The sequence below is a fragment of the Streptomyces vulcanius genome, assembly GCF_042653945.1.
GTDB classification, from domain to species: domain Bacteria; phylum Actinomycetota; class Actinomycetes; order Streptomycetales; family Streptomycetaceae; genus Streptomyces; species Streptomyces mangrovi.
This window is the reverse complement of sequence record NZ_JBHSFK010000007.1, coordinates 255,592-281,603: the sequence shown is the minus strand read 5'-3', so window position 1 is coordinate 281,603 and position 26,012 is coordinate 255,592. Positions and strand designations below refer to the sequence as shown.

Here is a 26,012-nt window from a genome sequence, read left to right as displayed (position 1 = left end):
TATCCGGGGGGAGGAGTCACCGACCTGGAGTACCTCAAGACGACCGAACGGCGGCGTTGCAGCCGGCCGCGATCACCGAGGCGACCTGGAAGAAGCTGCCCGCGGTGAAGGCCGGCCAGGTCATCTCCCGCTCCCCCGAGCCGATCCTGTCTACGACAAGTGCGTGCCGTTCCTGGAGAACCTCGCGGAAGCCCGCAAAAAAGCGAAGAAGGTCCCTTGACCGAGGGTCACCCTCCTGCGTTCCAGCCGAGGAAGCCCCGCGCGCTCGGGGCACGATGCGCGGGCGGGGCCGCTTTGTGCCCGACGACCGTATGGCGAGACGGTTCTAGAGAGTTACGGACCACCCGCCCCGGGACAGGGTCGTCTCCCCGTCCGGGGTGATGGTGACCCGGGCGCCGTACACGGGCAGTTCGCCCTCCCGGTTCAGCCGGTTCCGCACCCGCTGGAGTTCCCGCCACAGTCGGCGGGGGCCGCCCTGGTGCACGGTCGGCGACGCGAGATGCTCAGTCGCCGTCGCGCGCGCCCAGGACCCGTCGGGATGCAGCAGCCACACGGTACGGATGCCGCCCTCCGAGGACTGCCGGTAACGGATCCCGGGAACGGCCAGGCCCAACATCGACATCACAGCCCAGGAGTCCGGCGGATACAGCAGCGGGTACCGGCAGACGCCCACCTCGTCCCCCTCCTGGTCCAGAGCCTTCTCCCGGACCCCGTCCGTGGGGTAGTCGTAGTCGGCGCCGTGCCGGGTGCGCATGAAGCCGGCCGGATCGGGCTCGACCCGGCCGACAGCGCCGCCGTCCTCCAGCCGGTCCGCGGTGAGGATCAGCCCCGTGTCCGCGATCGTGGTGACGAACCGGCCCCCCGGCCGCAGAGACGCCAGCCACGAACTCGGCACCGGGCGTACGGACACCGTGGACACGATCCGGTCGTACTGCCCGGGCAGCGACCCGGTGATGTCACAGACCACTATGCGCGGCCTCAACCCGATGGAGTCGAGCCGATAGGTCGCGGCCTCCACCAGATACGGGTCGATGTCCACGCTCGTCACCAGCTGCTCGGTGCCGAGCCGACGGCACATCAGCGCCGTGCCGTAACCGCTGCCCGTCGTCACCAGCACGCGGGACTCCGGGGAGACCATCGCGTGCCGGTACATGGCGACCACCAGGCCCGGCAGCGTCGACGACGAGGTGGGCAGGCCCTCGGTCACCACGGCGCCCGGCATCGTCTGGTCGGCGTGCGCCGGCCCGACGCGCGTCACGAGGGTCCGGTCCGCGTACGCCGACCGCATCCACTCAGCGCGGTCGGACGCACCGTCGCGCACCCGCCAGCCCGAACCGGTGCCCTCCCACCAGCGGGGAACCAGAACGTGCCGGGGTGTCGTGGCCAGCGGCTCGTACCAGTCCGATTCGGGCCTGGTCACGGCATCCGCCAGACGCTGCGCGTGGGTCTCCCACTGCATCGCGGGGTGTCCTCCTAGTCGTCGTACGCGGGGTTGCAGGCCGGGGTCTCGGCCGGCGAACAGTCTGAACCGTCTTTGTCGGGGTTGCAGGCCATATCGACACCGGGCGACGGCATGCACGAGTCCTCGTCCGGCGTGCAACCGGCCTGCCCGCGCCGGGGGATGCTCGCCACCACGCTGGACCACGCCGACCCGGCGAGCACCTGCTTCAGGGAGCTGCCGCGCACGTTCCCTGCGGGCATGAAGCGGCCCATCCCGCACGGCGCGACCGTCCCGTCCGGGAGGATCGCGGCCTTCCCCTCGCCGCACCGCCCGCACAGCGCGGACGTGGACGGCAGCACCCCCTGCACCGCGTTGCCGACGGCACGGACACGGTCGATACGCACCTGTGTGGCGCCGAGCTCCACCATCTCGGCGAAGGCTTCCTGAGACCGCTGGCCGTCCCGCATGTGGATGATGCCGACCTTCACGTCGATGCCCCGGCGCAGGGCTTCGACGATGTTCGCACGGGTCGAGTCGTGCGAACCCTTCCGGCCGGTGATCTCGTCGTGCTCGGCCGGGGCGTCGGAGTAGTAGGAGGTGGCAAGGCGGACGTCCGGATGGCCGAAGAGGTCCCAGTGCTCCTCACGCACCCGATACAGGTTGCTGTAGACCCGCACCCGCAGGCCGACGTCGAGAGCGTGCCAGGCGAGTTCGGAGAAGTTCGGGTGCAGGGTCGGCTCACCGCCGATGAGCTGCACGGTCTCCACGCCGACCTCGGCGGCCTCGTCGATGACGTGCCGCCAGTCGTCGCCGGTCATGCTGCCGTGGCCCTTGGTCGGCCCGGCTTCCGCGTAGCAGTGCGAGCAGGCGAGCTGACACCGTGCGGTCAGATCTAACTCGAGGAACTCGATCGACCGGGCCGGAGCCTCGGGGGCGATCGTCATGGTGGTCTCCTTGGTGTAGGTGACTTCCAGGGGACCCGGCGCAGGGACTTGACCATGCCGAGGGGGAGCCTCGTCGGGGGCAGTTCCCCGCGCCGGGAGTCTGTGGTGCCCGCGCTCAGGCCCCGGAGGCGTCCGGGACCCCGGGCACAGGCCGCTCGTACAAGGTGAGGAGGGCCCTGCACAGCACCGCCAGATCCTGCGCCAGGTCGGCAAGCGGCTCCGTCACCTGCGGGCCCGCGATGAGCCGCGCGCGGCCGACGACGTGGCTGGCCACGCCCTTCCACTCGCCTCGCATCTGCGGCTGCCGCTCCTCGATGAGCGGCAGCAGGTGACGGAGGTTGACGCGCAGGGTGGCGATGAACAGCGAGCAGTCCTCCGTCGATTCCGGAGGCGGACCCCAGATGACGGTCTCGCAGATCTCGCGGAGCAACTCGGCGTCGCTGTACAGGTCCAGCACGGTCGGGGCGGTGGGTAAGGGCATGGTGTCTCTTCACAGTGGTGTTGGGCGGGGAACGGTTGGAAGGTGCCGACCGTGTGCGACGGGACCCGCGCACGGCCGGCACCGGTCTACGGGGCGCCCGACGCGGCGCGGGCCTCGGCCTGGTCCTGGAGGTCGCGCAGCACCGCGAACAGGTGCTGCCAGTCGGCGTAATGAGGGCCTTCGGCGTCGGGGGACGTTAGCCAGTACAGGCCAGGCGGAGCGATGCGGTCGACGCGCGGGACACCGACGTGGTGGATGTACGCCTTGGACGAGCCCATGCACTCCACGTCGGCCAGCTGGCGCGCCGGCCACTCCCGGTCTGTGCCCGCCGGAACCATGACGTACAGGTATGGGCGGTACGGGTCGCAGAAGGCGGCCCCGTGCACCTTCAGATCGGCCAGCCGTTGGCGCAACTCGTCCGGGTTGGTGTCGCGGCTGAAGCCCGGTGAGAGAGCGTTGTACGGCACCCGTACGACGTCCCACGTCACCCCCGCGGTGAGCAGGGCCACGGTGCCCCTCTCCCAGTCGTGGATGGCCGCGCGCTCGGCCTCGGGTGCGCGCTTGCGGTCGAAGTGGGCTGCAGCCAGCAGCCAGCCCTCCGCCTGCGCCCGACGTACCCGGTCCTGGCCCCGCAGCGGATGCCACGGGAACCCCGAGGCTGTCACCGGACCGCGCCCTTCGCAGCGGTGGACCCGTCCTCGGCGAGGCAGGTTCGATGTTCGCGCAGCCGCATGGGACAGCCCCCTCCGTCAGGTGCAACAGCCTTAGGCGCTAACAGGTAGTCAACGAGCAGTCGCGACGTGCGACCATCACTCATGCGGCACCCGCATACGGATATGCGCCGAGCGGGTACGGGCACCCACCCACAGCCGCGCGCACTCGTAGCGTGGGGGGTAGCCGTGGATTTCCAGACAGGGCCGATCCGGGACGCGTCCCGGGCCGGGGACTACGGGCGCGTCATCGAGCTGACCCGCAAGGCGCAGCAGATGACGCAGACGGCACTAGGCCAGGCCCTGGGCCTGTCGCAGTCTGCCGTGTCCCGCCTGGAAAGGAGGGGCCACGGCGACTACGGCACGAACATCTTGGAGGCGGCAGCCGCGCACCTCGCCATTCCGCTGGCGCTGGTGGGCCTCGCGGACGGCCGCCCCCAGGGGCAGGTGGATGGGGCAGATGACATGTACCGCAGGACTCTGCTAGGTGGGGCGGTCGCCGCTGCTGCGGCCCCGGTCCTGTCCCCTTCGGCGCCCGCCGGCGCCACCGAAGCCACCAGCGGGCAGGCCGCCGCACTACGCCTGTCCACCAGCGCCTACAGACGGCTCGACGGATCCACCCCCTCCCGCGACCTCTACGACACGGTGGAGTCCCACATCCGGCTGACTCAGACCATCACCCGGTCCGCAGGCGGGGACGCCGACCGGGCCCGACTGGCTGCGGTGGGGAGCGAGGCCGCATCCTTCGCGGGCTGGCTCGCCTGGGACAAGGGCGACCACGGCTCCGCCCGATCCTGGTACGGCGCAGCGATCAAGGCCGCCAAGTCCGCGGGGAACCCCCTGCTCGCCGCATACCAGACCGGCACACTCGCCCAGTTCGAGGCGCACGCCGGCAACGGTGTGGAGGCACTGAACCTCGCCCGGCGTGCACGGCGCACGATCGAAGATCGGCGTCCGGCCGTAGCGGACGCATGGTTGTCCAGCGTCGAGGCGCTCGGTCACGCCGCGGCCGGGGACCGCCGGGCGGCCGACAAGGCCCTCACCATGAGCCGGGCCGCAGCAGAAGCCCTGACGACAGAGGAGCCGCCCCCGTGGCCGTGGGTGTTCTCCTTCACCCCGGACAAGGTGGCCGCCTGCCGGGTGACATGCGGTGCACGACTCGGGCTGTCGGACTGGGTGATCGGCGACGACGTCGAGGCCCTGGCCACCGGCCACGCCAAGCAACGCGCCCTGCTGATGCTGGACATCGCCGCCGGATACCTCACCGCCGGCCGCGTCGATGCCGCCTTCGCCCTCGCCTCGCGCGCCCTGGACGCCGGCCTCACCTATCGGTCCGGGCGGATCGTGGAGCGGGCCCGCGCAGTACGTCGTAGGCTCACCACCGCCTCCCCGCCCAAGGCGGCGCGGGACTTCGACGAGCGCCTCCACGGCGTCTACCTGTAGCAGAGGGGATCACGGCATGCGCGTAGGGATCACCGGACACCGAGGGCTCAGCACAGACGTGGAGCAGCAGGTGCGCGCGATGCTCGACGAGGCCGTCCACGGCTTCAACATCGCCGACCTGACAGGCGTGTCCTGCATCGCCGACGGCCCTGACTCCTGGTTCGCGCAAGCGGTGCTCAGGCACGGCGGACGGTTGGAGGTCGTCATCCCCGCCACCGAGTACCGCGCGAGCCTGCCAGAGTGGCACCACCCTGTCTACGACCAGCTGTACGGCAGCGCGGTCGACATCCACGAGACCGGCATGACCGAGTCCACCTCGGAAGCCCACCAGGCGGGCAGCGAGATCCTCGTGGGCCTGGTGGACGAGTTGATCGCCGTGTGGGACGGCAAGCCTGCCCGGGGGTACGGCGGCACGGCCGACGTGGTCGAGTACGCCGAGCGGACTGGCGTGTCGGTACGAATTCTTTGGCCGGAGGGCGCCAGCCGCTGACCACCACCACGGCCCCCTGCCACGGCGGCGGCCGTACCTGCGACCACCTTTACAGCGCGCTCGCGACTTCTTTCCGCAGAAGCTCCAGAACCTCGCGGAGAACCGCCGTGAGACGGACCGGCTCCGGGACGTGCACCATGCCGGCCTCACGGTCGGCCCGCGCGGCAGCCAGCCGGCCCTGCAGCACCCGCAGCCGCCGCGACTTCACATGCCACTCCCGCCGCGACCGGTAACCCCCGGGCGCTTTACGGGTCCCCTTCCGCCCGACCGGCTGGGACAGCCGGTCCTCGATCGTGCGGATGCCCGCTTCCAGGTGCTGGATGTGCGCCGACTGGCCACGGCGGGCCAGCGCCCACTGATCGTGCGTGGCCCTGGTGATACTGCCCGCCCACCGCGACGACGACAGCGGCGTCAGCTCCCGCTTCCGCACCGCCCACGCCTCACCGGAATGCTCCAGGCCGTCCCGGCAGCGCGCCTTGAGGTCCCGCGAGGCCAAAGACCCCCGATGCGCGCCCACCAGAACGCTCCTGAATGCACTCCAGCGACAACAGCTCCATACCCTCAGGAATCCAGTCGCAGGGTTCTGATCAAGACAGACGGGCTCCCCGGGTACGGTCCCCGGGGAGCCCGTCGTCGTCTTCGGCACCGGCGTCTTTGGAACAATCACCCCATGGCGGAAATCATCCAGAAGGACGGCACGTGGATCTTCGACGGTGACGCGCTGCGGTTGACGCCGGGCCGGGACAAGGGCGTCTCGCTGCTGCGCAGGGAGCTGGGTGAACTGGTCGTCCCGCTGGGGGCGTTGGCCGGTGTCTCCGTCGAGCAGGGCAAGAAGACCGGGCGGCTGAGGCTGCGGCTGCGGGACGGCGCCGATCCGCTGCTGCTCGCCACCGGCGGCCGGCTGACCGAGCCGCACGACCCGTACCAGCTCGTCGTCGAGTCCGACCGGTACGGGGTCGCCGAGTACTTCGTGGACGAGGTACGCAACGCCCTGCTCCTCGACCAGGTGCCGTCCGGACCCGTGGACCGGTATCTGCTGCCGGGACCCTCCGTGCCGCTCACGGCCTCCGCAGGGGACGGCACCGCGAGCTTCGACGGCGAGCAGGTGCGCCTGGAGTGGAACTGGAAGACGGAGGACGCGAAGGCCGCCGCGGGGGCGCGCACGATCGGGGTGCCGGACATCGCGGGAGTCGAGTGGCATCCGGCGGTCGGTCTGGAGAACGGTCATCTGCGTTTCACCGTGCGCCGCGCGCCCACGAAGGCCCCGCCGAAGTACGACCCGAACGCCGTCGAGCTGTGGGGCTTCAAGAAGGATCCGCTGATGGCGCTGGTCGCGGCGGCGGTCCAGGCCCGGCTGCCGCATCCCGCTGCGGCTGCGGCCGCGCCGCCCGAGGATGTCGTACCCCCGCAGCACGACGCGCTGCTGCGACGGCTGCGGGAACTGGGCGAGCTGCACCGGGACGGGGTGCTGACGGACGAGGAGTTCACGATGGCCAAACAGGCGGTCCTCAGGAACCTCTGAGGACCGCCTGCCGGGTGGGAGTGTGCGCCCCGCCTTCCGGGCACACGGTGGTGGCTACTTGGCCTTGCGGGCCACCGTGAAGTGGTCGACCTGCTCACCGGACTCGGCGATGCCGCGCACGGTCAGGGTGGCCGTACGGCCCTTCGACGCCGGGGTGACGTCGACGCGCAGGAACGAGTAGTCGAGGTAGCGCACGCGCGACCAGGTGACGGTCTCGTTGACCTTGCCGGCCTTGGTGTTGATGAAGGAGGCGACCGAGTCGACCTCGTTCTCGTGGCCCTCGTAGGACAGCGGGGCGGTGAACGCGTACAGGCTGCGGCCGGCCGCGCCCGCCGTCACGTAGACCACGCCCTCGGTCTCGGGGTAGGCGGTGCCGCCGATCGGGAGCTTCTTGGTGACCGCGCCCGCCTTGATGACGTCGGTGCGCTCGTACTGGTGGTTGTGGCCGTTGATGACCAGGTCCACCGTGTACTTCTCGAACAGCGGCACCCACTCCTGGCGCACGCCCCCCTCCGAGGCGTGCGCGGTGGAGGTGCAGTACGCGCAGTGGTGGAAGTAGACGACGACGAAGTCGATGTCCTTGGACGCCCGGTACTTCTTCAGCTGGGCTTCCAGCCACTTGGTCTGGGTGCCGCCCGAGATGCCGAGGTTGGCCGGGATCTCGAAGGAGATGTCGTTGGCGTCGAGCGAGATGACCGCCGTGTTGCCGTAGACGAAGGTGTAGACGCCCGGCAGGTTCTTCTTGTCCGGGCCGTTGTCGGGCAGGTTCCAGCGGGCTTCCTCGCCGCCGTAGCCGTTGGGCGAGTACCAGGCCTCCATGTCGTGGTTGCCGAAGGCCGGCATCCACGGGACGGACTTGGCGACGGACTCGGTCTGGGCGAGGAACTGGTCCCAGATCCGGGAGTCGAAACCGGTGTCCGAGGCCTGGCCCGAACCGGACGGGTCGGCGTAGGCGATGTCACCGGCGTGCAGGTGGAACGCCGGGTTCTGGCCGAGGAGGAGGCTGTTGTTGGCCAGGCCGTGGTAGCTGACGCCCTCGTCGCCGAAGGCGGTGAAGGTGAACGGCTCCTTGTGGGCGGGCGCGGTGGTGAAGGTGCCGATGGTGCCCGCGAACTGCGGCGCGGCCGGGTCGAAGCCGTCGTGGCCGACGCCGTAGTAGTAGGTCTTGCCGGGCTTGAGGTGGGTGAGCTTGGCGTGCACGTAGTACTGGGTGTGGTTGCCGCTCGCGCCGACCCCGGTCGGGGTGAACAGCGAGCGCACCTCGGCCTCGATCTTGACGGAGAGGTGCGAGGCGTGGGTACCGATCCGGACGAAGGGCTTCTTCACCGGGAGCGGGACCTGCCAGGAGATGCTGATCTCGGTGCTGGGGTCGTTGCCGAAGGCGAGGTGACGGGCGAAGGGGGCGACGAGCGAGCCGTTGACGTACTCGGTCTGCGTCAGGGGCTGGGCCGGAACGGCGGCCTGGGCCGTGCCGCCGGCCACGAAGGCACCGCCGGTGACGGCACCGAGCGTGACCGCACCGCCACGGATCATCGAGCGGCGGGAGAATCGTGCGCGCAGGTACTCGTGCTGCTCGGCCATGCTCATGCGCTCGGCCAGCTTGTCGGGTACGCCCATGCGAGGAGTGTCCATGACGTCTGAAATTCGTCGCTCAGGGCGACGGCCTGCAAGACGCCAAATGGACGGTTCACGAACAGGGGCTCATAACACATTCAACGGTTCCCCAAGGCTCCTTAACAGGGCCTTGCCCGAAATCGGGCAGGTTTCTTGCGAAAGCCGCGCGCGTCCCTCAGGATCTACCGGGTGCACGACGAACTCGTTGATCATCTGACGCGGTCCACGCCCCTTCAGCGGGGCGAGGCGCTGCGGGTGATCCAGGACGTGCTCGCCTACTTCGACGAGACGACGGAGGACTACGTCCGTCGCCGCCACCGTGAGCTCCAGGCCCAGGGCCTGGTGAACGCGGAGATCTTCGAACAGATCGAGGCGGACCTGAAGTACAGGGCGGTCGCACCGCCGGAGCTCTCGCTCAGGCAGCTGCGCCGCATGGTCTACGGCTGAGGAATACCTATATATGTGCGGAATTGTCGGATACATCGGCAAGCGTGATGTGGCCCCGCTGCTCCTTGAGGGTCTCCAGCGGCTCGAGTACCGCGGGTACGACTCGGCCGGCATAGTCGTCACCTCGCCGAAGACCGCCGGTCTGAAGATGGTCAAGGCCAAGGGCCGGGTCCGTGACCTGGAGGCCAAGGTCCCGGCGCGCTTCAAGGGCACCACCGGTATCGCCCACACCCGCTGGGCCACCCACGGCGCCCCCTCCGACGTGAACGCCCACCCGCACCTGTCGGGCGACAACAAGGTCGCCGTCGTCCACAACGGCATCATCGACAACGCCTCCGACCTGCGCCGCAAGCTGGAGGCGGACGGGGTGGAGTTCCTCTCCGAGACGGACACCGAGGTGCTCACCCACCTCATCGCCCGCTCCCAGGCCGAGAGCCTGGAGGAGAAGGTCCGCCAGGCCCTGCGGGTCGTCGAGGGCACCTACGGCATCGCCGTCATGCACGCCGACTTCTCGGACCGTATCGTCGTCGCCCGCAACGGCTCCCCGGTCGTCCTCGGCATCGGCGAGAAGGAGATGTTCGTCGCCTCGGACATCGCCGCGCTGGTCACCCACACCCGCCAGATAGTCACCCTCGACGACGGCGAGATGGCCACCCTCAAGGCCGACGACTTCCGGACGTACACCACGGAGGGCACCCGGACCACGGCCGAGCCCACCACCGTGGAGTGGGAGGCCGCCTCGTACGACATGGGCGGCCACGACACCTACATGCACAAGGAGATCCACGAGCAGGCCGACGCCGTGGACCGTGTGCTGCGCGGCCGGATCGACGACCGCTTCTCCACCGTGCACCTCGGCGGCCTCAACCTGGACGCCCGCGAGGCCCGCAAGATCCGCCGGGTGAAGATCCTCGGCTGCGGCACCTCGTACCACGCGGGCATGATCGGCGCCCAGATGATCGAGGAGCTGGCCCGGATCCCGGCCGACGCCGAGCCGGCCTCCGAGTTCCGCTACCGCAACGCGGTCGTCGACCCCGACACCCTCTACATCGCGGTCTCCCAGTCCGGTGAGACGTACGACGTCCTGGCCGCCGTCCAGGAGCTGAAGCGCAAGGGCGCGCGGGTGCTGGGCGTGGTCAACGTGGTCGGCTCGGCGATCGCCCGCGAGGCGGACGGCGGCATCTACGTGCACGCGGGGCCCGAGGTCTGCGTGGTCTCCACGAAGTGCTTCACCAACACGACGGTCGCCTTCGCGCTGCTGGCCCTCCATCTCGGCCGCACCCGCGACCTCTCGGTCCGCGACGGCAAGCGGATCATCGAGGGGCTGCGCAAGCTGCCCGGCCAGATCGCCGAGATCCTCTCGTACGAGAACGAGATCGAGAAGCTGGCCGAGCAGTTCGCCGAGGCCCGCTCGATGCTCTTCATCGGCCGCGTCCGGGGCTACCCGGTGGCCCGCGAGGCCTCCCTGAAGCTCAAGGAGGTCTCCTACATCCACGCCGAGGCCTACCCCGCGTCCGAGCTCAAGCACGGCCCGCTGGCCCTCATCGAGCCCGCCCTGCCCACGGTCGCGATCGTCCCCGACGACGACCTCCTGGAGAAGAACCGCGCGGCCCTGGAGGAGATCAAGGCCCGCAGCGGCAGGATCCTCGCGGTGGCCCACGAGTGCCAGGAGAAGGCGGACCAGACGATCGTCGTCCCCAAGAACGAGGACGAACTGGACCCGATCCTGATGGGCATCCCGCTCCAACTCCTCGCGTACTACACGGCGAAGGCGCTCGGGCGGGACATCGACAAGCCGCGCAACCTGGCGAAGTCGGTCACCGTCGAGTAGCCGCACGCGGCGGCGTCCGCTCCTCAGCCCTGCGGGGTGAAGATCAGGTTCCGGGTCTTGGGCGGCCGGGGCGCGTACCAGGGCACGAACGTGCCGTCGGCCTCGGTGACCCAGTGGCATTCGTAGCCGAGCGGGTCGAACTCGGCGAGGAGCGTGTCCAGGGGCGCGTCCCGCAGCGCCTCCAGCATGACGGTCGGCCGGTCGCGCTTCAGCACCTGCCGGCCGCCGCGCAGGACCGACATCTCATGGCCCTCCACGTCGATCTTGACGAGGTCCAGCTTGGTGTCGGCGAAGACCTCGTCGAGCGTGCGGAGCCGGATGCGCTTGAGCTCGGCGTCCGCGGCGGCGTGCTCCAGGGTCGAGCCCGTCGACAGGAGGTTCCCGGAGAAGCGGACGCTGATCTCGGCCCACCCCTCCTCCTGGGACACGCCCGCCTGGTAGAGCCTGACGTTCGGGACGCCGTTGGAACGGACGTTCACCGAGAGCCGGGCGTGGATCTGGTCCACCGGCTCGAACGCGTGGATCTTCGCCTTCGGGTTGGAGAGCGCGGCGATCATGGAGAAGTACCCGACGTGCGCGCCGACATCGGCGATCGTCGCGCTTTTCGCGGCCAGCCGGGACCAGGTGCCGAGGCTGCCCGGCTCATAGCCGAACGTCCCGTTCCACAGGGTGTCCAGGGCGACCGCGTCGTCGTTCACGCAGAACATGACGAACGGCGGACAGTACGGGGAGTCGATCTCGGCGAAGCCGCGGTAGGGGAACTTCTTGCGGTGGGTGCGGATGATGTCACCGGTGGAGACCGGCCGGACGGATGGTGCGTGGGCCAGCATGCGAGCGTTGGCTTCTTGGAGCTGGGAAATACGCATTCCGCGATGCTAAAGCCGTGGTCAGGGCCTGTCATAGGGTTGGAAATATGACAGAATCGCTCACCTGGAATTAACCTCTCCGCCACCTGGTGAAAGCGGGCGCGGCGGGACTACGGAATGACGATGACCGGCCGCTTCGCCCGCTTCGCGAGCCGCCCGGCGACGGAGCCGAAGATCCGCCCCACGATGCCGTGCGTGGAGCCCACGACGATCGCGTCGGCCTCGTACTCCCGGCCCACCTCTTCGAGTTCGTGGCAGATGTCGCCGCCGCGCTCGACCAGGATCCAGGGCACCTCGGCGAGATACTCCGCGCAGGCCAGCTCCAGGCCGAGGACCTCGGTGCGGTGGTCCGGCACGTCGACGAAGACCGGTGGCTCGCAGCCCGCCCACACGGTGGTGGGCAGCCGGTTGGCGACGTGGACGATGATCAGGCCCGCGCGGGAGCGGTGGGCCATACCGATGGCGTACGCGAGGGCGCGTTCACTGGAGGTGGAGCCGTCGAAGCCGACGACCACTCCGTGCTTGAAGGCGGGATCGCAGGTGGGACGTGTCTCTTCCGCCGCCAGGGGCTCGGCCGCCGTGGGATCGGCGACGGGCCGCTTGCGGTCCGCGGGTTCGAAGAATTCGTGACCGGCCATGGCTGTCTCGGCGAATCGATCCTTATATGGGTTGGACGGCAAGTGAGCGGCGGAGCTGTGTCCGGGAATTGTCTTCCCAACCCCATACCCCCAAGGGTACGGCGCCACGCCTCCAACGCCCAGATCCCGAGCACCCTCGGTGGGGGTTCCAGGGAGCATGCACGAGCAGGCGCCCGTAACGCAATGGTTGCTGCCCCGTACAGGCGGTTTGCACAGGATTCACTTACGTCCTGCTCACGTGACAGTGACCGACCGCGCGAACCGGCGTTGAACTCCGCGGACCCCGCGTACCGTCACACCGGAGAGGAGCCCGGCCCATGCCGTCGTCCCGCACGACCCCCGACCCCCGTCCCGGCGACGAGCGCACGACCGATCTGATCCGCTGGGGGGCCTTCTCCTGTGTGCTCGTCCCGGTGGTTCTCCTCTGGTGCGGCGCCTCGCTGGCCGGAGCGGCCGGCACCGCGCTCGGCCTGGCCGCCGTCACGGCCGTCTGCCGGCTACTGCTGCGCCAGTCCGAACGGGGCGCGGCCAGGCTGCTCGAAGAGGAACACGCGCCGCAGGCGCACCACCGGGGGCGCCATCAGCGCACGGCGACGGGGTCCCATCGTGGCGGTCGTCACTCCGGGGGAAACTCACCGGTCGGTTGACCGGTTTTCACGCACGCGACCGCTGCTTTTCAGCCAACTTCCGCCTCCCGCGCACCCCTTGCCGTAACCACCCCCCACACCCGGTGCCACCTGCGCGGATAAGCCCTCGAAGGCCCTGCGCACCCTACGGGGATTGGCCACTACGACGAGGCGCACTTCCCTGCACGCCCCACGAGTGCAACGCTTCGTGATCGAATGCTTTACGCCAAGTTGCCAAGTCGACAATCCGCCGGGTGCCGAACTGGCCAACCCGGCACCACGCGACACAGTAGATTCGATCTTGACTGTCTACGGCGGGGGACTCGTGCAGGACCGAGGGGAAACGTGCAGGAGCGACACAACCGAGGAGCCGCGACCACCGAGGGGGGCTTAGCAGGATGAGCCACGACTCCACTGCCGCGCCGGAAGCCGCGGCCCGGAAGCTTTCCGGGCGACGCCGCAAGGAGATCGTCGCGGTGCTGCTGTTCAGCGGCGGCCCCATCTTCGAGAGTTCCATTCCGCTGTCGGTGTTCGGGATTGACCGCCAGGACGCCGGCGTGCCGCGCTACCGCCTGTTGGTGTGCGGCGGCGAGGAGGGTCCGCTGCGGACCACGGGGGGCCTCGAGCTCACCGCGCCGCATGGCCTGGAAGCGATCTCGCGGGCGGGCACGGTCGTCGTGCCGGCCTGGCGTTCGATCACTTCTCCGCCACCGGAGGACGCGCTCGACGCGCTGCGCCGGGCACACGAGGAGGGCGCCCGCATCGTGGGCCTGTGCACCGGCGCGTTCGTGCTGGCGGCGGCGGGTCTGCTGGACGGCCGTCCGGCGACGACCCACTGGATGTACGCACCGACGCTGGCGAAGCGCTATCCGTCGGTCCACGTGGATCCGCGGGAACTCTTCGTCGACGACGGCGACGTCCTGACATCGGCGGGCACAGCGGCCGGAATCGATCTCTGTCTCCACATCGTGCGGACGGACCACGGCAACGAGGCGGCCGGCGCGCTGGCCCGCCGCCTGGTGGTCCCGCCGCGCCGGTCGGGCGGGCAGGAGCGCTATCTCGACCGGTCTTTACCAGAGGAGATCGGCGCCGACCCGCTCGCCGAGGTCGTCGCCTGGGCACTGGAACACCTCCACGAGCAGTTCGACGTGGAGACGCTGGCCGCGCGCGCGTACATGAGCCGTCGTACGTTCGACCGCCGTTTCCGTTCGCTGACCGGAAGCGCACCGCTGCAGTGGCTGATCACCCAGCGGGTCCTCCAGGCCCAGCGCCTGCTGGAGACGTCGGACTACTCGGTGGACGAGGTCGCGGGCCGCTGCGGCTTCCGCTCACCGGTGGCGCTGCGCGGTCACTTCCGCCGCCAGCTGGGCTCGTCCCCGGCCGCCTACCGGGCGGCGTACCGGGCGCGGCGACCGCAGGGCGAACGCCCGTCGGACCTGGACCCGGCCCCGCCGTCGTCCTCGTCCCCGACGGGCCCGCCCCCGCCCCTGCACTCCGAGGGCCCCGGCCCGGTCCCGCCGCAGATCAGACGTACGGCGTCGACGAACGCGGCGCTGGGCCCGGCGCCGTCCCTGTCGCCGGACCACGGGCGTGACGCGTACGCGACGTCCCGGGCGAGTGTGCCGGGGCAGCGCAGCGGAATGTGACAGACGGGGTGACCGACGGGAGGAGGGCGGGCCGAGTCGGCCCGCCCTTCTTTCCGGCTTCCCTCCTGGCTTCCTTCCGCACCGGCACGCGGGGGCATCCAAAAGCGGACGTCAGCTTTAGGGTGGTCGCATGAACGATCGCATGGTGTGGATCGACTGCGAGATGACCGGCCTCTCGCTGTCCGACGACGCGCTCATCGAGGTTGCCGCCCTCGTCACCGACTCCGAGTTGAACATCCTCGGCGAGGGGGTGGACATCGTCATCCGGCCGCCGGCGAAGGCGCTGGAGACGATGCCGGAGGTGGTGCGCCAGATGCACACCGCGTCCGGGCTGCTCGAGGAGCTGGCCGGCGGCACCACTCTCGCCGAGGCCGAGGAACAGGTGCTCGCGTATGTACGCAAGCATGTGAAGGAGCCCGGGAAGGCGCCGCTGTGCGGCAACTCCGTCGGCACCGACCGCGGCTTCCTCGCCCGGGACATGTCGTCCCTGGAGGGCTACCTCCACTACCGCATCGTCGACGTCTCCTCCATCAAGGAACTCGCCCGGCGCTGGTATCCGCGGGCGTACTTCAACAGCCCCGAGAAGAACGGCAATCACCGCGCCCTCGCCGACATCCGCGAGTCCATCGCGGAGCTGCGCTACTACCGCGAGGCCGTCTTCGTACCGCAGCCCGGTCCGGACTCGGACACCGCGAAGACGATCGCGGCGAAGCACGTCCTGCCCGCCGTCTGAAAGCCGTGCGCGAGCACCCCTTCGGACCCTGTACACTTTTTCTCGGCCGGTCGGTAAACGACACACAGTGAACCGCCGGTCGTGGTGGGTGTAGCTCAGCTGGTAGAGCACCTGGTTGTGGTCCAGGATGCCGCGGGTTCGAGTCCCGTCACTCACCCTGAGTAATCAGCCGGTGGCTTCCTTCGGGAAGTCACCGGCTGATGCGTTTCCCGGACGTTCTGGAGCCCCGGTGCAGACCGAGCAGATCACCACCGCCCGTCTCTTGCTCCTCCCCCTGCGGGTGGAGCACGCGGCGGAGATGGCGGACGTCCTGTCCGACCCCGCCCTGCACACCTTCATCGGCGGGACCCCGAGCACCCCCATGGCCCTTCGCGCCCGCTACGAACGCCTCGTGGCCGGCTCCCCCGACCCGGCCGTCTCCTGGCACAACTGGGTGGTGCGGGACGGCGCCCACCTGGCGGGCACGGTCCAGGCCACCGTGACGGCCGGGGACACGCACGCCGAGATCGCCTGGGTGATCGGCACCCCGTGGCAGGGCCGGGGGCTCGCCTCCGAGGCGGCCCGGGGACTGGTCGGCTGGCTCGCCGGACAGGGCGTCCGCACGGTCGTCGCCCACATCCACCCCGACCACCACGCATCGGCCGCCGTGGCCACGGCTGCGGGCCTCTCCCCCACCGCGGAGGAACAGGACGGCGAAACGCGCTGGCGCCTGTCCCTATGAAGACCTGCGCCCGACCAACTCCGTGGCCAGCACCACCTGTCGTCGCTCCAGTCCCCGTGACACCGCCGGACGGCGGTCCGCGATCTCCGTGAGGAGGAGGTCCAGCATGCGCCGCCCCATCTCCTCTATCGGCTGGCGGACGCTCGTGAGGGGCGGGTCCATGTGGCGGGCGATGGCCGAGTCGTCGTAGCCGACCAGCGCCACGTCCTCCGGGATACGGCGGCCCACCTCGCGCAGCGCCTGGCGGGCGCCCGCGGCCATCACGTCCGAGCCGGCGAAGACCGCGTCGAGGGACGGGGTGCGGGTGAGCAGGTCGGTCATCGCCCGGTGGCCGCCCTCCTCCGTGAAGTCGCCGGGCTCGATGAGCCCCTCGTCCACCTCGTACCCCGCGTCGCGCAGGGCGTCGCGGTAGCCGTCGACGCGGCGCTGGGCGCCGTACACGTCGAGGCGGCCGGTGATGTGGGCGATCTGGGTGCGGCCCCGGGCGAGGAGGTGCTCGACCGCCGAGCGGCCACCGCCGTAGTTGTCGGAGTCGACGGACGGCAGTGTCTCCGCGGCCGAGCGCGGGCCGCTGATCACCGCCGGGATCTCCAGCTGCGCGAGGAGGTCGGGCAGCGGGTCGTCCGCGTGGACGGAGACCAGCAGGACGCCGTCCACCCGGTGGGCCGCCAGGTACTGGGCGAGACGCTGGCGTTCGCGGTCGCTGCCCGCGAAGATCAGCAGCAACTGCATCTCGGTGTCGGAGAGTTCGGCTCCGACACCGCGCAGCATGTCCGAGAAGTACGGCTCGGCGAAGAAACGGGTCTCCGGTTCGGGGACGACGAGCGCGATGGCGTCCGTACGGTTGGCGGCGAGGGCACGGGCGGCCGTGTTGGGGACGTAGCCGAGTTCCGCGACCGCCGCCTCCACCGCCGCGCGGGTCGCGTCGCTGACCCTGGGCGAGCCGTTGATCACGCGGGAGACCGTGCCACGCCCGACGCCGGCCCGGGCGGCCACCTCTTCGAGAGTGGGCCGGCCGCCGCTCCGGCCCCGCGCTCCGTGGGTTGCCATGGGCTCCGCCTTCCCGCCGTCGTCTTCGCGCTGGCCTGGAATCTAACAGCCCCGCCCGGGGGCAAGCCGTCCTGTCCGTGCGCATGATCGAGCGCCGGCGCAAGCCTCCGGACGGGTTAGCTAACAGGCCGGTAACTGAACGCATCTCTCCGCGCCCCCACCCTTGACACCCCCGCCCGAACCGACGACTCTTCAACACATCACCTGTGGGAGCGCTCCCACGGTACCTGACACATACACATCCCGCACGTTCCCCGCCCGAGCCGCAGCGAGTAACTAACGGGCCCAACAATGCAGTTGGCCGGGGGGTCGGCACGTCAGGGCAACAGGAGGACGCAATGCGCGCACGTACCCGAACCGTCCGCCGGACGGTAGTCCTCGCGGCCGTCGCGTCGCTGGGCGCCGGGCTGCTGGCCGGCTGTGCCGACGACGGCAACAACAGCGCTTCCGACGGTTCGTCGTCGGGCGGCGGCAAGGGCAAGACCACGATCACGCTGGGGCTTTTCGGCACCTTCGGCTTCAAGGAGGCCGGCCTCTACGCCGAGTACGAGAAGCTCCACTCCAACATCAAGATCGCCGAGAACGTCACGGAGAAGAACGAGAACTACTATCCGGCGCTCGTCAACCACCTCACCACCAACAGCGGCCTGATGGACGTCCAGGCCATCGAGGTGGGCAACATCGCCGAGGTCGTGGCCACCCAGGCGGCCAAGTTCGAGGACATGTCGAAGGTCTCGGGCGTCGACAAGAGCCAATGGCTGGACTGGAAGTGGTCGCAGGCCACCTCCAAGGACGGCCAGACGATCGGCCTCGGCACCGACGTCGGCCCGATGGCCCTCTGCTACCGCAAGGACCTCTTCGAGGCGGCCGGTCTGCCCACCGACCGCGAGAAGGTCGGCGCGCTGTGGGCGGGCGACTGGAACAAGTTCATCACCGCCGGCGAGCAGTACAAGAGGAAGGCCAAGGCGGGCACCTTCTTCATGGACTCCCCCGGCGGCCTGCTCAACGCCATCCTCAGCAGTGAGAAGGAGAAGTTCTACGACTCCTCCGGCGAGATCATCTACAAGTCGAACCCGGCCGTGAAGGACGCGTTCGACCTGAGCGCGAAGGCCGCCAAGGAGGGCCTGGTCCAGGCCCAGTCCCAGTTCACGCCGCCCTGGAACACGACGATCGCCCAGAGCAAGTTCGCCACCATCGCCTGCCCGCCGTGGATGCTCGGCACCATCAAGGCCAACGCGAAGGCCGAGGACGCCGGCAAGTGGGACGTGGCCGTCGCACCCAAGTCCGGCAACTGGGGCGGCTCCTTCCTGGGCGTGCCCAAGAGCGGCAAGCACGTGAAGGAGGCCGAAGAGCTCGTCAAGTGGCTGACCGCGCCCGAGCAGCAGGCGAAGCTCTTCAAGGTGCAGGGCAACTTCCCGAGCGCGCCGACCACTTACACGATGCCCGAAGTCACCGGCGCCAAGAACGAGATGACCGGTGACTCGCCGATAGGCACGGTCTTCTCCGAGGCCGCCAAGACCGCCCCGGTGCAGGTGATCGGCCCGAAGGACCAGATCATCCAGCAGGGCCTGTCCGACAACGGCGTCTTCCTCGTGACGAAGGGCAAGTCGGCGGCGGAGGCCTGGTCCACGGCCACCAAGACCATCGATAACAACCTGGACAAGTGACCCGTATGGCCACCCGCCACGACACCGCCGCGCCCCCCGCCAAGGAGGGGGGCGCGGCCCCGGGCCGCCCGCCCGCCGTTCCCACGGAGGCGGAGCAGCGGCGCCGGGCCCGGCTGTCCCGCCGTTGGCAGCGGGACAAGCGCTGGAGCCCCTACGCCTTCGTCTCGCCGTTCTTCCTGCTGTTCGTCGCGTTCGGCCTGTTCCCGCTGATCTACACCGGCTGGGCCTCGCTGCACCAGGTGGAGCTGACCGCGCCCACCGACATGACGTGGGTGGGGATGCGCAACTACTCGCGCATCTTCGACGACGACTTCTTCTGGGACGCGGCGCGGAACACCCTGACGATCGGGATCATCTCGACCGTTCCGCAGCTGCTGATGGCCATGGGCCTCGCCCACATCCTCAACTACAAGCTGCGCGCCTCGACCTTCTACCGGGTCGCGATGCTCGCGCCGTACGCGACCTCGATCGCGGCCGCCTCGCTGGTCTTCGTGCTGCTCTTCGGGCGCGACTACGGCATGATCAACTGGGCGCTGCACTTCGTCGGGATCGACGCGATCGACTGGCAGAACGACAAGTGGCCGTCGCAGATCGCCGTCTCGTCGATCATCATCTGGCGGTGGACCGGCTACAACGCGCTGATCTACCTGGCCGCGATGCAGGCGATCCCGCAGGACCTGTACGAGTCGGCGGCGCTGGACGGCGCCAGCCGCTGGAAGCAGTTCCTGCACGTGACGCTGCCGTCGCTGCGGCCGACGATCCTGTTCACGGTCGTCGTGTCGACGATCGGCGCCAGTCAGGTCTTCGGCGAGCCGCTGCTGTTCGACGCCAACAAGGGCGCGTCCGGCGGCGCGGAGCACCAGTTCCAGACGCTGGGCCTGTACCTGTACGAGCAGGGCTGGGTGAACCAGCACCTGGGCCGGGCCTCGGCGATCGCCTGGACGATGTTCCTGATCCTGATCGTGGTCGGCATCGTCAACTACGTCATCTCGCGCCGGCTGCGCGCCAGTAGTTAGGAGTACCGGCCGTGACGACGACGACAACGACCGCGAAGTCCGTGGAACCCGAGGACGCCGTGCCGACGGCCCGCAAGGTGCGCCGGCCGAAGTCCGAGCGGGCCGGAGGGCAGATGCACGGCGGCCCGATCGCGTACGCGATCCTGGCCGTGTTCACCATCGTCTCGCTGTTCCCGCTGGTGTGGACGGCGATCGCAGCGTCCCGCGACAACAACCGGCTGGCAGAGAACCCGCCGCCGTTCGTGTTCGGCTCCAACCTCTTCCACAACCTGGACGTGGCCTGGAACGACGCGAACCTGGGCAAGGCGTTCTTCAACACCACGATCGTGGCGGGGACTTCGGCGGCGACGATCGTCTTCCTGTCGACGATCGCCGGGTTCGCCTTCGCCAAGCTCCGGTTCCGGGGCCGGGGCGCGCTGATGCTGATCGTGATCGGCACGATGATGGTGCCGCCGCAGCTGAGCATCATCCCGATGTACATGATGGTCGCCAAGCTGGAGTGGACGGACCAGCTCCAGGCGGTGATCCTGCCGTCGCTGGTGAGCGCCTTCGGTGTGTTCTTCATGCGGCAGTACCTGATCCAGGCGCTGCCGGACGAGATCATCGAGGCGGCCCGGGTGGACGGCGCGAGCAGCTGGCGCGTGGTGTGGCACGTGGTGTTCCCCGCGGCGCGCCCGGCGATGGCGGTGCTCGGCATGCTGATGTTCGTCCAGACGTGGAACGACTTCCTGTGGCCGTTCCTGGTGCTGAGCCAGACCGGCAACCCGACCGTGCAGGTCGCTCTCGCGGGCCTGGGCCGCGGCTACACCCCGGACCAGTCCCTGATCATGGCCGGCGCGCTGCTGGGCACGCTGCCGCTGCTGCTGGTCTTCGCGATCTTCGGCAAGCAGATCGTGGGCGGCATCATGCAGGGCGCGGTGAAGGGCTGACGCCTTGGTTCTGAAGTTCTGAGCAGGGCTGATGTCTTCATTCTGAGGGGGCCGGATCACCGCCGCCCCGGCCCCCCTCGTACGACTTCCCCCCAACCTCGTCGATCCCGATGACCTCGACGACCACTCATGGGAGCGCTTCCATGCCTGAGCCCATTACGCCGGTGACCTTTCCCCCCGCCTTCCTCTGGGGCGCGGCGACCTCCGCGTACCAGATCGAGGGGGCGGTGCGGGAGGACGGCCGTACGCCCTCCATCTGGGACACCTTCAGCCATACGCCGGGCAGGACCGCCGGCGGCGAGCACGGTGACATCGCTGTCGACCACTACCACCGCTACCGCGACGACGTCGCGCTGATGGCGGAGCTGGGTCTCACGGCGTACCGCTTCTCGATCTCCTGGTCCCGGGTCCAGCCGACCGGCCGGGGCCCCGCGGTCCAGGTGGGCCTGGACTTCTACCGCCGCCTGGTCGACGAGCTCCTCGCGCACGGCATCAAGCCGGCCGTCACCCTCTACCACTGGGACCTCCCGCAGGAGCTGGAGGACGCGGGCGGCTGGCCGGAGCGCGACACGGCGCTGAGGTTCGCCGACTACGCCCGGATCGTCGGCGAGGCGCTGGGCGACCGGGTCGAGAACTGGATCACCCTGAACGAGCCCTGGTGCAGCGCGTTCCTGGGCTACGCGTCCGGGGTCCACGCCCCCGGCCGCACCGACCCGGCGGCGTCGCTGCGGGCCGCCCACCACCTCAACCTCGCCCATGGCCTGGGGACTTCGGCCCTGCGCTCGGTGATGCCGGCCCGCAACTCGGTGGCGATCAGCCTCAACTCGTCCGTCGTACGCCCGGTTTCGCAGTCGCCGGCGGACCTGGCGGCGGCCCGGAAGATCGACGACCTGGCCAACGGCGTCTTCCACGGCCCGATCCTCAAGGGCGCGTACCCGGAGTCGCTGCTGACGGCGACGTCGTCGTTGACCGACTGGTCCTACGTCCTGGACGGCGACCTCCAGAAGATCAACCAACCCCTGGACGCGCTGGGCCTGAACTACTACACGCCGACGCTGGTCGGGGCGGCGGAGGAATCTCCGAAGGGGCCCCGCTCGGACGGCCACGGCGCGAGCGACCACTCCCCCTGGCCGGCCGCGGACGACGTGGCGTTCCACCAGACCCCCGGCGAGCGCACGGAGATGGGCTGGACGATCGACCCGACCGGCCTGCACGAGCTGATCATGCGCTACACGAAGGAGGCCCCGGGCCTGCCGCTGTATGTGACGGAGAACGGCGCGGCGTACGACGACAAGCCCGACCCGGACGGCCGCGTCCACGACCCGGAGCGCATCGCCTACCTGCACGGCCACCTCTCGGCGGTCCGCCGCGCGATCACCGACGGCGCGGATGTCCGCGGCTACTACCTCTGGTCCCTGCTGGACAACTTCGAGTGGGCGTACGGCTACGAGAAGCGGTTCGGGGCGGTGTACGTGGACTACGCGACGCTGGCCCGCACACCGAAGTCGAGCGCCCACTGGTACGGCGAGGCGGCCCGCACGGGAACACTCCCGACACCTGAGACCACCTGACCCGGGGGCAGGGGGAGGGCGCGGCACGTCTGGGGGACGTGCCGCGCCCTACTGGTTTTTCGGGGGGCGGCGGCGCCCCGGGGGTCCGCGTGGCGTCAGAAGCCGCCTGGTTCTCCAGCAGCACGTCGAAGTCACCCGCGTCGGCACGAGCCGCGAGGCGGGCCAGGGCGAGCACACGCTTCTGGCGTTCCTCGTCGATGTCCATCAGCGATTTCCCAGCTCGAACCAGGTGGCCTTGCCCGGTCCCGGGCCGTGTGTGCAGACCCCCCAGGCGTCGGCGCCCTCCGAGATGAGGTGTATGCCGCGGCCGTCCTCGTCGTCGTGGGTGAGGGGGCGGACGGCGGGGAGGCCCGGGGCCTGGTCGTGGATGAGGACGCGGAGGCGGCGCGGGGCGGCCCAGTCGGCGTGAAGGGTGACGGGGGCCGCGCAGCCCTTGTCCTCGCAGGCGTTGATGGCGTTGGTGACGGCTTCGGAGGTCAACAGAGCTGCCGTGTCGGCGAGTTCGGGGCGCCCGGCGGAGGCGAGGAGGGTGCGGACCGTTTCGCGGGCGGTGCGGACCCAGGCGGGGTGGGGCGGGAAGGTGAGGGTGACGCTGGGTGGGTCGTCCATGGGGGCTCCCGTGTCGGTGTGCGGTGGGGGCCACGTGGTGACCAGGTCCGGTCCTCGGCAACTGCTTTGAGGGCGGGGGTACTTCCTCGTGGGGCTACCTCGAAGGTAGGGCCACGCGTGGGAGAGTAACAACCGTGTACGCACGTTTCCCCACTCATGGGTGACGTTGGGGCAAGCCGGTGGACGCTTGCGCGAGGCGGGCGGCACACTGCGCACCGGTCACAGGGAGGACACATGCCACCGAGGACGAGCCCGAGCGAACGCCAGCGTCGTCTGGGCACGGAGCTGCGGAAACTGCGGCTCCGGGCCGGAATGTCGGGCGACGCCGCCGCCGAGCTCATCGATGCCGAACGTACGAGGATCAGTCATATCGAGAACGGGCGCGTCGATGTTCCACGTAACGGGCTCTACAGGCTGCTCCGCGCCTATGGGTGCGCCGAAGGCGCCTACTTCGAGCACCTGATGGCGATGGCCCACGAGAGCGGCAAGGGCTGGTGGGGCCAGTTCAGCGACACGATCGGCCCGGCGGCTCGGGACCTGGCCGAACTCGAGTCCCGTTCAACCGTGCTACGGACCCACGAGCCGCTCCTCGTCCCCGGCCTGCTCCAGACCCAGGAATACGCACGCGCCACAGTCGGAGCGACCGAGGCGGACCCACAACGAGCCGACCGGTACGCCCAGTTCCGCCTGGCGCGACAGCGCGTGCTGACCGACGCCTCCCCGTTGGCGTACCACGCCGTCATTTTCGAGGCCGCGCTCCACACCCGGGTGGGCGGCCCCGCGGTCATGCGCAGACAGCTCCTACGGCTGATCGAAGCCTCTCGGCTGCCGAACGTGACCGTGCAGGTGTTTCCGTTCGAGGCCGGGAACTACGCCGCGCACACCCAGTCGTTCGTCATCTACGGCACCGCCTCCCCCGACCTGGACACGGTCTACCTGGAGCACCCCATGCAACCGGTCTTCCTCCGGAATGGAGACCAACTCGACGAGTACGCGAAGATGTTCGACAGGCTCTCGGAACTGGCGCTGGCCCCGATCGACCCGGAATCGGCGCCGGAGTCGCACGAGTCGCGGGACTCACTGAGCCTCGTCCAACACGTGATGTACACCCTCTGAAAGGACCGCCATGACTCAACCGAACTGGCAGAAGTCGTCGTTCAGCTCAGGCGGCGAGGGCAACTGCGTGGAACTCACGGCATCCGCCCCCACCCACCTTCACCTCCGCGAGAGCGACCGTCCGGACGAGATCGCCACCGCGACGCCCCGCGCCCTCGCCCACTTCCTCCGTGCCCTGAAGAGCGACAGCCTCAGCGTTCGCCGGCACTGACTCCCGCCGAGACTCGTCGTCTTCCTGTGGTGCCGCTCAGTTCGGCCGCTGCACGCGCCGACGCCACCACGCCAGACCGATGCCGATCAGCAGGATCCCCACCGCGCCCAAGGCCGCCGACGCGGCGATCAGGCCGGTGTTGCGCATGCCGCCGGCGGAGCCGGCCGGCCGCAGGGCGTCGCTCACCTCGTTGCGGACGCCATTGCCACCGGTCGTGCCCTTCGCGAGCGGACCTCGCGAACCCGCCACGGGCTCGGCCAGGTAGGGGAAGGAGTCGCCGAACCTCTGGTCGTTGACGTCGACCACGTCACCCAAGTCGTTCTTGGCACCGACCAGCTCACCCTCGACGACCTGCAGCGCGATGTCCACGACGTCATCGGTGAGCCGGCGCCCGTTCGGGAAGCCGGCCTTGTCGCCGTCGAGCACACCGAGCCGTTTCGGCTCGGCGGCCGGCTTGACCGAGGTGTTCAGGCGCAGCATCTCCGCCGGTCGCACGTTCGGCGGCTGGTTGAGGCCCTTGACGCCTTTGAGGAAGACATCGACGAGATCGTTGCGCGGTGTCGCGGGCGCCTTGATCTTGTAGACGGACTCGATGAGCTTCGGCAGTTCCGGATCGGTCACGTTCTTCAGGAACTGGCCGTCGTTCCACGGCGAGGACGCGTTGAACTTGTCCTTGTCCTTCAGCGGGTTGACGACTTCGTTGACCAGCGGGTTGCCCAGACGCGAGACCTGCTCGTAGTAGCCCTGGGCGTTCTTTCGCTGGGTGGTCGACCAGATGCCGACGACCGGCTGGTGCTTCGACTCCGTGATCATGTCGGTGGGCAGTTGCAGGGCGACCGAGTTGACGTTGTAGCCCTTGAGGGTGTCGTTGCCGACCTCGGAGAGGTCCCCGCCGTACAGCAGATCGAACACGCGCAGGTCCAGGAAGAACGGGTCGTCTGCCTGGCCGGCGAACGTCCGGGCGCCGTCGGCGAGCTTGTGGACGGCCTGCCGGCGCAGCATGCCGTAGTCCGGCATCGACGCCTTGCCGACGTTCGACGGAGCCACCGGTATGTCGTCGGCGAGCTTCGTCTTCGACACGACCTGCTGGTTGTGCAGCTTGAACAGCTCGATGTCGTAGGTCTGCGTGACGTTCAGGTCCGGGTCGTCCAGGCTGGTGACCGGGCCCGTGTTGTACAGGAACGTCTTCTTGGACTTCGTGTGCGTCCTGAAGGTGTAGCGCAGCAGCAGTTCGCCCTGCGCGTCACCGTTGTTGTCGATGTGGATGTCGTACTGGGCGTCGTCCGCGAACGTGGAGAAGTTCGGGCCGCCCGCCGGGTCCTGGAACGGGATCCAGTTCGCGATGATCGTCGTGGTGTCCGGATGGTCCGGACTCACGAAGGCGTACACGTCCGTGTTGTCGTACCGGGGTTGTCCCGAGATCAGCGGGGCCTCCCGGTGACTGGAGGCGGAGGCCGCCCCCGGTTCCAGCGTGGCCACACCGGCGGCTGCGAGTCCCCCGGCGGCCAGTGCACCTGCTATGAGGGTCGCGAGGCCCCTGTGCCCCGTACCGCTCCTGGAGATAGGTGTCATACCGTCCGTCCTCCATGCCAACTTCCCTGACGCTCGAGGATTCGGAACGGCCGCCCCTGCGGATTGGTGAATATTGACTGATCTGACTGATCTATCGGTGGATCTGCCGATTGATCGC

25 protein-coding genes, 1 tRNA gene and 2 pseudogenes are annotated in these 26,012 nt (G+C 69.5%); 17 read left to right on the top strand and 11 right to left on the bottom strand.

Annotated elements, in window-relative coordinates; genetic code table 11:
* Positions 1-29 precede the first annotated feature (29 nt).
* Positions 30-220 (top strand): annotated as a pseudogene (locus tag ACFPIH_RS13580) (ABC transporter substrate-binding protein); the annotation flags it as partial.
* A 105-nt stretch (positions 221-325) separates the two neighbouring features.
* Here ACFPIH_RS13580 and ACFPIH_RS13575 read toward each other — a convergent pair.
* The 4 genes from ACFPIH_RS13575 to ACFPIH_RS13560 form a co-directional block, all read right to left on the bottom strand.
* On the bottom strand, positions 326-1,459 hold the full coding sequence (locus tag ACFPIH_RS13575) for a methyltransferase domain-containing protein (RefSeq protein WP_381170442.1): 1,134 nt from the start codon (positions 1,457-1,459) through the stop codon (positions 326-328).
* Between the two features lie 14 nt (positions 1,460-1,473).
* Positions 1,474-2,385 carry a radical SAM/SPASM domain-containing protein gene (locus ACFPIH_RS13570; protein WP_381170440.1) on the bottom strand — a complete coding sequence of 304 codons (912 nt, stop codon included), beginning with the start codon at positions 2,383-2,385 and terminating at the stop codon, positions 1,474-1,476.
* A 115-nt stretch (positions 2,386-2,500) separates the two neighbouring features.
* Positions 2,501-2,866 (bottom strand): hypothetical protein, encoded by a 366-nt coding sequence (locus ACFPIH_RS13565; protein ID WP_381170438.1) that lies wholly within the window; start codon positions 2,864-2,866, stop codon positions 2,501-2,503.
* An 86-nt stretch (positions 2,867-2,952) separates the two neighbouring features.
* Entirely contained in the window at positions 2,953-3,531 is a 579-nt protein-coding gene (locus tag ACFPIH_RS13560) for a hypothetical protein (protein WP_381170436.1), read from the bottom strand.
* Between the two features lie 234 nt (positions 3,532-3,765).
* Between ACFPIH_RS13560 and ACFPIH_RS13555 the strand changes: the two genes are divergently transcribed.
* Positions 3,766-5,019 carry a helix-turn-helix domain-containing protein gene (locus tag ACFPIH_RS13555; protein ID WP_381170434.1) on the top strand — a complete coding sequence of 418 codons (1,254 nt, stop codon included), beginning with the start codon at positions 3,766-3,768 and terminating at the stop codon, positions 5,017-5,019.
* 16 nt (positions 5,020-5,035) lie between these two features.
* On the top strand, positions 5,036-5,509 hold the full coding sequence (locus ACFPIH_RS13550) for a hypothetical protein (RefSeq protein WP_381170432.1): 474 nt from the start codon (positions 5,036-5,038) through the stop codon (positions 5,507-5,509).
* Between the two features lie 127 nt (positions 5,510-5,636).
* Here ACFPIH_RS13550 and ACFPIH_RS13545 read toward each other — a convergent pair.
* Positions 5,637-6,074, bottom strand: a pseudogene (locus ACFPIH_RS13545) (hypothetical protein); the annotation flags it as partial.
* Between the two features lie 105 nt (positions 6,075-6,179).
* Between ACFPIH_RS13545 and ACFPIH_RS13540 the strand changes: the two are divergent.
* Positions 6,180-7,031 carry a DUF4429 domain-containing protein gene (locus ACFPIH_RS13540; RefSeq protein WP_381170430.1) on the top strand — a complete coding sequence of 284 codons (852 nt, stop codon included), beginning with the start codon at positions 6,180-6,182 and terminating at the stop codon, positions 7,029-7,031.
* Between the two features lie 54 nt (positions 7,032-7,085).
* Here the strand turns inward: ACFPIH_RS13540 and ACFPIH_RS13535 are convergent, their stop codons facing one another.
* Entirely contained in the window at positions 7,086-8,648 is a 1,563-nt protein-coding gene (locus ACFPIH_RS13535; protein WP_381170428.1) for a purple acid phosphatase family protein, read from the bottom strand.
* Positions 8,649-8,834: 186 nt separating this feature from the next.
* Here ACFPIH_RS13535 and ACFPIH_RS13530 point away from each other — a divergent pair, with 186 nt between their 5' ends.
* Both ACFPIH_RS13530 and glmS read left to right on the top strand, forming a co-directional pair.
* Positions 8,835-9,092 (top strand): hypothetical protein, encoded by a 258-nt coding sequence (locus ACFPIH_RS13530; protein WP_381170737.1) that lies wholly within the window; start codon positions 8,835-8,837, stop codon positions 9,090-9,092.
* 13 nt (positions 9,093-9,105) lie between these two features.
* The gene (gene glmS, locus ACFPIH_RS13525) at positions 9,106-10,923 is read left to right on the top strand and encodes a glutamine--fructose-6-phosphate transaminase (isomerizing) (protein WP_381170426.1); all 1,818 of its coding nucleotides are present in this window, start codon (positions 9,106-9,108) and stop codon (positions 10,921-10,923) included.
* Between the two features lie 23 nt (positions 10,924-10,946).
* Here glmS and ACFPIH_RS13520 read toward each other — a convergent pair whose 3' ends face one another.
* Together ACFPIH_RS13520 and ACFPIH_RS13515 are read right to left on the bottom strand one after the other, a co-directional pair.
* Positions 10,947-11,789 (bottom strand): FkbM family methyltransferase, encoded by an 843-nt coding sequence (locus tag ACFPIH_RS13520; protein ID WP_381170424.1) that lies wholly within the window; start codon positions 11,787-11,789, stop codon positions 10,947-10,949.
* Positions 11,790-11,899: 110 nt separating this feature from the next.
* Positions 11,900-12,427, bottom strand: a complete 528-nt coding sequence (locus tag ACFPIH_RS13515) for a universal stress protein (RefSeq protein WP_381170422.1) — start codon at positions 12,425-12,427, stop codon at positions 11,900-11,902.
* A gap of 317 nt (positions 12,428-12,744) precedes the next feature.
* Between ACFPIH_RS13515 and ACFPIH_RS13510 the strand changes: the two genes are divergently transcribed.
* The 5 genes from ACFPIH_RS13510 to ACFPIH_RS13490 all read left to right on the top strand — a co-directional run bounded on the left by ACFPIH_RS13510 (position 12,745) and on the right by ACFPIH_RS13490 (position 16,153).
* Positions 12,745-13,074, top strand: coding sequence for a hypothetical protein (locus ACFPIH_RS13510; protein ID WP_381170420.1), 330 nt, complete (start codon positions 12,745-12,747; stop codon positions 13,072-13,074).
* 377 nt (positions 13,075-13,451) lie between these two features.
* Entirely contained in the window at positions 13,452-14,699 is a 1,248-nt protein-coding gene (locus ACFPIH_RS13505; RefSeq protein WP_381170418.1) for a helix-turn-helix domain-containing protein, read from the top strand.
* 130 nt (positions 14,700-14,829) lie between these two features.
* Positions 14,830-15,432: an oligoribonuclease gene (gene orn, locus ACFPIH_RS13500; protein ID WP_381170416.1), complete on the top strand. Its 603-nt coding sequence runs from the start codon at positions 14,830-14,832 to the stop codon at positions 15,430-15,432.
* An 84-nt stretch (positions 15,433-15,516) separates the two neighbouring features.
* A tRNA-His gene (locus ACFPIH_RS13495) sits at positions 15,517-15,589 on the top strand.
* A 72-nt stretch (positions 15,590-15,661) separates the two neighbouring features.
* The gene (locus ACFPIH_RS13490; protein ID WP_381170414.1) at positions 15,662-16,153 is read left to right on the top strand and encodes a GNAT family N-acetyltransferase; all 492 of its coding nucleotides are present in this window, start codon (positions 15,662-15,664) and stop codon (positions 16,151-16,153) included.
* Here the strand turns inward: ACFPIH_RS13490 and ACFPIH_RS13485 are convergent.
* Entirely contained in the window at positions 16,148-17,203 is a 1,056-nt protein-coding gene (locus tag ACFPIH_RS13485; protein ID WP_381170412.1) for a LacI family DNA-binding transcriptional regulator, read from the bottom strand. The genes ACFPIH_RS13490 and ACFPIH_RS13485 overlap by 6 nt on opposite strands.
* A gap of 338 nt (positions 17,204-17,541) precedes the next feature.
* On the opposite strand from ACFPIH_RS13485, the gene ACFPIH_RS13480 reads away from it, so the two are divergent.
* The 4 genes from ACFPIH_RS13480 to ACFPIH_RS13465 all read left to right on the top strand — a co-directional run bounded on the left by ACFPIH_RS13480 (position 17,542) and on the right by ACFPIH_RS13465 (position 22,386).
* Complete coding sequence (locus ACFPIH_RS13480; protein WP_381170410.1) at positions 17,542-18,870, top strand: ABC transporter substrate-binding protein; 1,329 nt, start codon at positions 17,542-17,544, stop codon at positions 18,868-18,870.
* 5 nt (positions 18,871-18,875) lie between these two features.
* On the top strand, positions 18,876-19,886 hold the full coding sequence (locus ACFPIH_RS13475) for a carbohydrate ABC transporter permease (protein ID WP_381170735.1): 1,011 nt from the start codon (positions 18,876-18,878) through the stop codon (positions 19,884-19,886).
* 41 nt (positions 19,887-19,927) lie between these two features.
* Positions 19,928-20,815, top strand: a complete 888-nt coding sequence (locus ACFPIH_RS13470) for a carbohydrate ABC transporter permease (RefSeq protein ID WP_381170732.1) — start codon at positions 19,928-19,930, stop codon at positions 20,813-20,815.
* Between the two features lie 143 nt (positions 20,816-20,958).
* Positions 20,959-22,386, top strand: a complete 1,428-nt coding sequence (locus ACFPIH_RS13465; RefSeq protein WP_381170408.1) for a GH1 family beta-glucosidase — start codon at positions 20,959-20,961, stop codon at positions 22,384-22,386.
* A gap of 204 nt (positions 22,387-22,590) precedes the next feature.
* Here the strand turns inward: ACFPIH_RS13465 and ACFPIH_RS13460 are convergent, their stop codons facing one another.
* Positions 22,591-22,995 (bottom strand): ATP-binding protein, encoded by a 405-nt coding sequence (locus ACFPIH_RS13460; RefSeq protein WP_381170406.1) that lies wholly within the window; start codon positions 22,993-22,995, stop codon positions 22,591-22,593.
* Positions 22,996-23,229: 234 nt separating this feature from the next.
* Here ACFPIH_RS13460 and ACFPIH_RS13455 point away from each other — a divergent pair, with 234 nt between their 5' ends.
* Together ACFPIH_RS13455 and ACFPIH_RS13450 are read left to right on the top strand one after the other, a co-directional pair.
* Entirely contained in the window at positions 23,230-24,111 is an 882-nt protein-coding gene (locus ACFPIH_RS13455; protein WP_381170404.1) for a helix-turn-helix domain-containing protein, read from the top strand.
* 10 nt (positions 24,112-24,121) lie between these two features.
* Positions 24,122-24,322 carry a DUF397 domain-containing protein gene (locus ACFPIH_RS13450; protein WP_381170402.1) on the top strand — a complete coding sequence of 67 codons (201 nt, stop codon included), beginning with the start codon at positions 24,122-24,124 and terminating at the stop codon, positions 24,320-24,322.
* 36 nt (positions 24,323-24,358) lie between these two features.
* Here the strand turns inward: ACFPIH_RS13450 and ACFPIH_RS13445 are convergent, their stop codons facing one another.
* Complete coding sequence (locus ACFPIH_RS13445; protein WP_381170400.1) at positions 24,359-25,894, bottom strand: DUF4331 domain-containing protein; 1,536 nt, start codon at positions 25,892-25,894, stop codon at positions 24,359-24,361.
* Positions 25,895-26,012: the final 118 nt, after the last annotated feature.

Coding starts and splice junctions, on each gene's coding strand:
- ACFPIH_RS13575 (WP_381170442.1), bottom strand. CDS start 1,459: ATGCAGTGGGAGACCCACGCGCAGCGTCTGGCGGATGCCGTGACCAGG.
- ACFPIH_RS13570 (WP_381170440.1), bottom strand. CDS start 2,385: ATGACGATCGCCCCCGAGGCTCCGGCCCGGTCGATCGAGTTCCTCGAG.
- ACFPIH_RS13565 (WP_381170438.1), bottom strand. CDS start 2,866: ATGCCCTTACCCACCGCCCCGACCGTGCTGGACCTGTACAGCGACGCC.
- ACFPIH_RS13550 (WP_381170432.1), top strand. CDS start 5,036: ATGCGCGTAGGGATCACCGGACACCGAGGGCTCAGCACAGACGTGGAG.
- ACFPIH_RS13540 (WP_381170430.1), top strand. CDS start 6,180: ATGGCGGAAATCATCCAGAAGGACGGCACGTGGATCTTCGACGGTGAC.
- ACFPIH_RS13535 (WP_381170428.1), bottom strand. CDS start 8,648: ATGGGCGTACCCGACAAGCTGGCCGAGCGCATGAGCATGGCCGAGCAG.
- glmS (WP_381170426.1), top strand. CDS start 9,106: ATGTGCGGAATTGTCGGATACATCGGCAAGCGTGATGTGGCCCCGCTG.
- ACFPIH_RS13520 (WP_381170424.1), bottom strand. CDS start 11,789: ATGCGTATTTCCCAGCTCCAAGAAGCCAACGCTCGCATGCTGGCCCAC.
- ACFPIH_RS13515 (WP_381170422.1), bottom strand. CDS start 12,427: ATGGCCGGTCACGAATTCTTCGAACCCGCGGACCGCAAGCGGCCCGTC.
- ACFPIH_RS13510 (WP_381170420.1), top strand. CDS start 12,745: ATGCCGTCGTCCCGCACGACCCCCGACCCCCGTCCCGGCGACGAGCGC.
- ACFPIH_RS13505 (WP_381170418.1), top strand. CDS start 13,452: ATGAGCCACGACTCCACTGCCGCGCCGGAAGCCGCGGCCCGGAAGCTT.
- orn (WP_381170416.1), top strand. CDS start 14,830: ATGAACGATCGCATGGTGTGGATCGACTGCGAGATGACCGGCCTCTCG.
- ACFPIH_RS13485 (WP_381170412.1), bottom strand. CDS start 17,203: ATGGCAACCCACGGAGCGCGGGGCCGGAGCGGCGGCCGGCCCACTCTC.
- ACFPIH_RS13480 (WP_381170410.1), top strand. CDS start 17,542: ATGCGCGCACGTACCCGAACCGTCCGCCGGACGGTAGTCCTCGCGGCC.
- ACFPIH_RS13475 (WP_381170735.1), top strand. CDS start 18,876: ATGGCCACCCGCCACGACACCGCCGCGCCCCCCGCCAAGGAGGGGGGC.
- ACFPIH_RS13465 (WP_381170408.1), top strand. CDS start 20,959: ATGCCTGAGCCCATTACGCCGGTGACCTTTCCCCCCGCCTTCCTCTGG.
- ACFPIH_RS13460 (WP_381170406.1), bottom strand. CDS start 22,995: ATGGACGACCCACCCAGCGTCACCCTCACCTTCCCGCCCCACCCCGCC.
- ACFPIH_RS13455 (WP_381170404.1), top strand. CDS start 23,230: ATGCCACCGAGGACGAGCCCGAGCGAACGCCAGCGTCGTCTGGGCACG.
- ACFPIH_RS13450 (WP_381170402.1), top strand. CDS start 24,122: ATGACTCAACCGAACTGGCAGAAGTCGTCGTTCAGCTCAGGCGGCGAG.
- ACFPIH_RS13445 (WP_381170400.1), bottom strand. CDS start 25,894: ATGACACCTATCTCCAGGAGCGGTACGGGGCACAGGGGCCTCGCGACC.